The sequence below is a fragment of the Methylobacterium sp. WL120 genome, from assembly GCF_008039465.1.
GTDB lineage: Bacteria > Pseudomonadota > Alphaproteobacteria > Rhizobiales > Beijerinckiaceae > Methylobacterium > Methylobacterium cerastii.
Genome location: NZ_VRUT01000229.1, coordinates 1 through 5,712, shown reverse-complemented (window position 1 = coordinate 5,712; position 5,712 = coordinate 1). Strand labels below are relative to the sequence as shown.

At 73.2% G+C, this 5,712-nt stretch carries 4 protein-coding genes and 1 pseudogene; 4 read left to right on the top strand and 1 reads right to left on the bottom strand.

Annotated elements, in window-relative coordinates:
- The 3 genes and pseudogenes from FV229_RS28295 to FV229_RS24850 all read left to right on the top strand — a co-directional run.
- Positions 1-566 (top strand): annotated as a pseudogene (locus FV229_RS28295) (nuclease); the annotation flags it as partial.
- Positions 567-724: 158 nt separating this feature from the next.
- Entirely contained in the window at positions 725-1,708 is a 984-nt protein-coding gene (locus FV229_RS24855) for an SPFH domain-containing protein (protein ID WP_147754499.1), read from the top strand.
- A 5-nt stretch (positions 1,709-1,713) separates the two neighbouring features.
- The gene (locus tag FV229_RS24850) at positions 1,714-2,163 is read left to right on the top strand and encodes an NfeD family protein (RefSeq protein WP_147754500.1); all 450 of its coding nucleotides are present in this window, start codon (positions 1,714-1,716) and stop codon (positions 2,161-2,163) included.
- Between the two features lie 126 nt (positions 2,164-2,289).
- On the opposite strand, the gene FV229_RS24845 is transcribed toward FV229_RS24850, so the two are convergent.
- A complete protein-coding gene (locus tag FV229_RS24845; protein WP_147754498.1) occupies positions 2,290-5,166 on the bottom strand; it encodes a phosphoenolpyruvate carboxylase in 2,877 nt (958 codons plus the stop codon).
- 198 nt (positions 5,167-5,364) lie between these two features.
- Here FV229_RS24845 and FV229_RS24840 point away from each other — a divergent pair, with 198 nt between their 5' ends.
- Complete coding sequence (locus FV229_RS24840; RefSeq protein ID WP_147754497.1) at positions 5,365-5,637, top strand: hypothetical protein; 273 nt, start codon at positions 5,365-5,367, stop codon at positions 5,635-5,637.
- Positions 5,638-5,712 lie beyond the last annotated feature (75 nt).

Here is a 5,712-nt window from a genome sequence, read left to right as displayed (position 1 = left end):
GGCAGGGCGAGGGCGAATCCGTGCGCCAGCACCGGCGCTGGCTGGCTGGCGGCACCGCGGCGGCCCTGCTCGCGGTGCTGGCGGCCGGACTCGTCGTCGGAAACCGCGCGCCGGAGGGCGAGACCCCGGCGAAGCCCGCGACGCAAGCCGACGCATCCGTGCTCAATACCCCGTCGCCCGACCCGGTGACGCCGCCGCCGGAGACCGCCGACACGGTCGGCCTGCCCGAGCCGCCGCCCGCGCCGGCCGCCAACGCGATCAGCGGCAAGGCCGAGGTGATCGACACCGCGACCGTGCGCGTCGCCGGCAAGGTGTTGCACCTGTTCGGCGTCGAGTGGGTGCGGGGCGGGCAGGCCGACGAGCTTTCCAAGTACCTCGCCGGCCGTGCGGTCACCTGCACGCCGGTGCCGGGCAGCGAGAACGTCTCCTGCACCGTCGAGGGCCGCGACCTTTCCGAGGTGGTCCTGTTCAACGGCGGCGGCCGCGCCTCGCCGGAAGCCTCCCCCGAGCTGGTGGCGGCCGAGGACCACGCCCGCACCGAGCGCATCGGCGTGTGGAAGCGGTAAGCCGCGGATCCCACTCCCGTTCGGGAGCGGGGACCCGATCCTGCCGGACGACGTTGAGAAACCCAGCCCCTGACCAGGAAGCGCGGCGCCCGATCGCGCAGTCGCCTCCGGCTGCGCTAGGATGCCGGCGCGCCGCGTCGGCGCCAGGGGGGATGGCGATGAGTCTCTCGATCGGGCTGAGCACCTTTGCAATCGTGGCGGCGATCCTGGTGATCGTGACGCTGGCCGCCGGCGTCAACATCGTACCGCAGGGCTACGTCTTCACCGTCGAGCGCTTCGGGCGCTACGCCCGCACCCTCGAATCCGGCCTCGGGCTGATCACGCCGTTCGTCGAGCGCATCGGGCGCCGCGTCAACGTGATGGAGCAGGTGATCGAGGTGGCGAGCCAGGAGGCCTTCACCCGCGACAACGCCGGCGTCACCATCGACGCGGTGGTGTTCTACCAGGTGCTCGACGCCGCCCGCGCCTCCTACGAGATCTCCAACCTCGACGTCGCCACCCGCACGCTGACGATGACCAACATCCGCACCGTGGTCGGCTCGATGGACCTCGACCAGCTGCTCTCGCACCGGGACGAGATCAACGAGCGGCTGCTGCGGGTGATGGACGCCGCCGCCTCGCCCTGGGGGGTGAAGATGACCCGCATCGAGATCAAGGACATCGTGCCCCCCGCCGACCTCGCCGGCGCCATGGCCCGGCAGATGAAGGCCGAGCGCGAGAAGCGCGCCTCGGTGCTGGAGGCGGAAGGCCACCGCCAAGCCGACATCCTGCGCGCCGAGGGGCGCAAGCAGTCGGCGATCCTGGAGGCGGAAGGCCGCAAGGAAGCCGCCTTCCGCGACGCCGAGGCGCGCGAGCGCTCGGCGGAAGCCGAGGCGAAGGCGACCGGCATGATCAGCGCCGCGATCGCCGCGGGCGACATCGCAGCGGCGAACTTCTTGGTGGCCGAGAAGTACGTGGACGCGATCAAGGCGCTCGCCACCGCGCCGAACCAGCGCGTGGTGGTGGTGCCGATCGAGGCGGCGGCGCTCGCCGGGACTCTGGGGGGCATCGCCGAGATCACGAAGTCGGTGTTCGGAGAGGGCGCGGCGCCCGCGCGCCCACGCTCCAGCGCGCCGCCCAGCGTCGGGGTTCCGCGGACGTGAGCGTCGTGACCTTGCGCGACACCGTCGCCGAGACCCTCGCGATCCTCGGTCCCGCCTGGGCCTGGATCCTCGCTGGCTTGGCGCTGGCCGGGCTGGAACTGGCCGCGCCTGGCGTCTTCCTGATCTGGCTCGGGCTCGCGGCGCTCGCCACCGGCCTCGTCGCAGCGCTGGCGCCCCTGCCGTGGCAGGCGCAGGTGCTGCTTTTCGCCGGTCTCGCCGTCGCCGCGGTGCTCCTCGCCCGCCGCCTCGGCCGCGGCCACGTCCCGACCCTCAACCGCGCCGACCGTGGCCTCCTCGGCCGCGAAGGGCTCCTCGCCGAGCCGATCCGCGACGGCGCCGGCCGTATCCGCTTCGACGACACCCTGTGGCGCATCACCGGCCCCGACCTCCCCGCCGGCGCGTGGGTGCGGGTCACGGGGATCGACGGGACGGTGCTGCGGGTGACGGGGGTGTGAGGAGGCGGTTTCTCACGGGCTGCGGCCGTCCCCGCTCCACCCCGTCATCCTGGGCTCGCCTGCGGCGCCCCGGAATGGCGGGGGCGGCGCACCCCTACCGGTCGGAACCACGTAAAAGCCGCCGCCTCACCCGAATGCCCCGACCTCGTGCTGGATCATCCCCGATATCTCGCGCACCTGGGCGAACATCCGTTTGATCGGCTGGAACAGGCCCGAATGCTCGGCCTCGTAGGTGCCGACGTCGCGCGGGCCCGCCGGCTCGCCGAAGTTGAGGCCGAGCGTCGGGTCGGGGGTGATCGGGAAGATCTCGTCGAGGAGCTTGAGGCAACCGTCGATGTCGAGGCGCAGGAATCGCTCCAGCAGCTGGTCGCGGCTGACGCCGGCCTGGGGCCGGAAGCCGGGGATGTGGACGGCGGTGAACCAGATCCGGTGGATCAGCGCCAGGCGGATCGCGTGGAGCAGGGTGAGGCGCACCGACATCTTCTTGAGGTCGGGGGCGGTGCTCTGCAGGCTCAGCGCGTCGGTGGTGAGCCGCCCGAACAGGCGGCGCAGGTTCGGCGCGAGGTCGAGGCGGTCCAGCGCGCCCGCGATGACGACGAGTTCGTCGCGGCGGCCGTCCTTCCGGGTGCGGCGGGCGCGCTCCAGCCACACGGCGGGGTCGAGGGTGTCGATGTAGGCGCGCAGCACGTCGAGGTCGCCGACGGAGGCCGCGTGCTGGACCAGCCGGAAGGCGCGGGAGAACCGCACCGAGTCGCGGCGCATGTCGCGGAACAGGTCGGGCGCGCGGCCCGCCGCCCGGCCGATCCCGTGGAGCGAGTTCGCGAGGTAGCCGAGCTGATGCAGGATCGCGTTGTTGGGGATCGCCCGCATCTGGCGCGGATGGGTGATCAGCGCCGGGCCGCCGGAATCCGATTGCCGCGCCACGGGCCGCGAGCCGGTCCGGTCGATCAGCCCCGGCCCGAAGGTGCCGAGCAGGGCCGCGTAGCCGGGGTCGTCGACCAGCGCCTCCATGTCCTGGCGCACGACCGTGAAGAACTCCAGGGCGAAGTCGGTCTCGGCGTAGACCGGGTCGTCGTCGGCGTCCGCGCCCTCGGCCGCGTCGGAGAGGGCGTAGTCGGGGAAGGCGTCGTCCTCGGCGACCTCGAGCGCGTAGACGTGCTCGGCCACCCGCGCGATCGAGGCTTCCGCGATCGCCTTCGATCCGAACAGCAGGTAGCCGTCGGTGCCCTGGAAGCTCGATTCGAGGCGGACCTTGATCCCGGCCTTCTGGTTGCGCGTGCGCGCGTCCTCCGGCGCGAGGTAGGCGAGGCGGTCGCGCAAGCTGGTCGGGTGCGCGCCGCGACCGATCGATTCGCCGTGCGTGTCGAAGATCGCGAGCTCGACGTCGGCGAGCCCGTTGGCCACCAGCATCTCGGTGATGCGCAGGCGCAGGCGCTCGATCCAGAAGGTGGCGGCGAGCTGGCCGACGTAGCGGCCGGAATCGGAATAGCCGAACTGCACGGTGAGCCGGCCGATGCGCTTGAGGTAGCGCCGCCAATGCGGGTTGCGCAGGGCGTCGTCGAGCACGCGGATGCCCTGCTCCAGGGCGCTCGCGGTCTCGAACAGCGGCGTGATCTCGAGCTTGTCGGCGATGCCGTAGTGCCGCGCGAGCCAGAGCGCGGCCAGCAGCGTGTAGCCGGTCTCGGTCTCGGCGATGAGGAAGCGCACGGGATGCGTGCCGTCGACGTGCTTGAGGATCTGCGCGATCGTCATCATCAGCCGGGCGGCCGAGGCGCGCTCGGCGGCGAGCGCCCCGAAATCCACCGCCACCGGCTGCACGTCGTTGAGCAGGGTGTGGATCGCCGAGAGGTGCGAGCGGCGCTGCGCCGCGTCGGTCGGCTCGCCCTCGAGGTCGATGACCCGGCGCACCGCGTTGTGGATCTGGCTGGCGTTGAGCCGAAAATGCGGCAGGGCGTTCGAGAGCCCGTGCGTGGCGATGCCCGAGCGCAGGACCGCGAGGCTGCGCCGGTCGGCGTCGTCCTCGGCCCCCGCCACCGCCTCGGAGAGGCCGGCGAGCACGGCGGCGGAATCGGTCTGCGCGCGCTCGCGCTCGATGATCAGGGCCAGGGCGAAGCGGTGCACCGCCTCCAGCGACGGCTTGTCGCCGAGCCGCGGCGCCACCGCCAGCTGGCGGTTGACGGCGGCGAGGGCCGCCTCGGCGAGACCCCGCACCGCGCCCGCGGCGGGGATGGCGGGCAGGCGGCGCATCACCCGGTCGAGCTGCATGCGCTTGGATTCGAGGCGGTAGCGCAGGGTGTCCCACCAGCCGATGTCGGTGCGCCCGTCGGTGTCGCAGCCGACCCAGCTCGCGATGGCGAAGGGTTTCGGTACGAGTTCCGTCCAGCGGTCGGGCCAGCGCTTGCGCGCGGCGTCGAGGAGCGCGCCGTTAAAGGCGTCCACCGCCTCGCGGCCGTGGTTGGCGGCCACGCAGGCCTGCTCGAACTCGCCGTCCAGGGTGATCGGCGCGTCCGGCCGGGTCGAGAGCTGGGCGGCCTTCTCGATCAGGGGCGCTCGCGCCGCCGGGTCGTCGAGGCTCGCGGCCTCGGCGAGCAGCGCCGCCACGGCCTTCGGCATCCCGAAGGTCGGGTGCGCGGTGAACACCACAGCGAAGGCGGTGCGGCCGATCCCGTCGCGGAAGCGCTCGAACGCGTCCGACCGGTCCGGCACCGCGGCGACGAGGCGCGCCGGCATCGCGGCGTCGGCATCGGGATGGTGCTCGATCCCGACATAGGCGCGCAACCGAGCCGCGCGGTCGGACAGCGCCTGCGCCCGCAGGCGCACGAACAGCGCGTCGAGGTCGGCCTCGCCGATCTCGTCCCGGTCGAAGCGGCGGGTGATCGCCAGCGTCACCGCCAGCACGGGGTTGCGGAACGGGTCCTCGCTCGCCTGCTCGCGCGAGGCCTCGATCAGCCCGACGAGGTGGCCTTCGAGCTCCTCCGGGTCGCGATGGTCGTGCGTTCGCATCGGTCGGGCTCCGGGAAGACGGGGGCAGGGGCTTTTGGCGGGGACGCCCGGCGCGCGCAAGGCGCAGGCGGCCCTGGGACCGAAGAGGCAAGGACCGTTCCGCTTCGGGACCCCGGCCCGGCGCGTCGGGGCGGGCTTACCCTGGGGTGCATGCTCCGGGGTGCATGCGACGGCCGCTTGGGCTAACGCTGCCGAGCAATGGAAACGCTCCTGATCCTGGCGGCCGTCACGGCTTGCGCGGTCGCCGGCACCGTGGTGCTCCGGCTCCTCGCTCGCGGCCGGCGCGCGCCGCTGCACCTCGACAGCGAGCACGACGTCGAGGACGAGGCGCTGCTGCTCGCCGAGATCGGTCCGTCGCGCAGCCCGATCGACCGCTCCGGCGCGGTGCTCGACCTCGATCCGATCCGCGTCGAGGACCACGCGGCGCCGCGCCTGCCACGGCCCGACCACCGGGAGGACGACCCGCGATGAGAACGCTGCTGCTCGTGCTGCTCGCCGCCGGCCTCGCCGCCGCGCCGGCCCGCGCCCAGGATGCGCCGCCTCCGC

What these genes read in the sequence shown, in the direction of transcription:
- FV229_RS24855 (WP_147754499.1), top strand. Translation starts at nt 725, where the DNA reads ATGAGTCTCTCGATCGGGCTGAGCACCTTTGCAATCGTGGCGGCGATC.
- FV229_RS24845 (WP_147754498.1), bottom strand. Translation starts at nt 5,166, where the DNA reads ATGCGAACGCACGACCATCGCGACCCGGAGGAGCTCGAAGGCCACCTC.
- FV229_RS24840 (WP_147754497.1), top strand. Translation starts at nt 5,365, where the DNA reads ATGGAAACGCTCCTGATCCTGGCGGCCGTCACGGCTTGCGCGGTCGCC.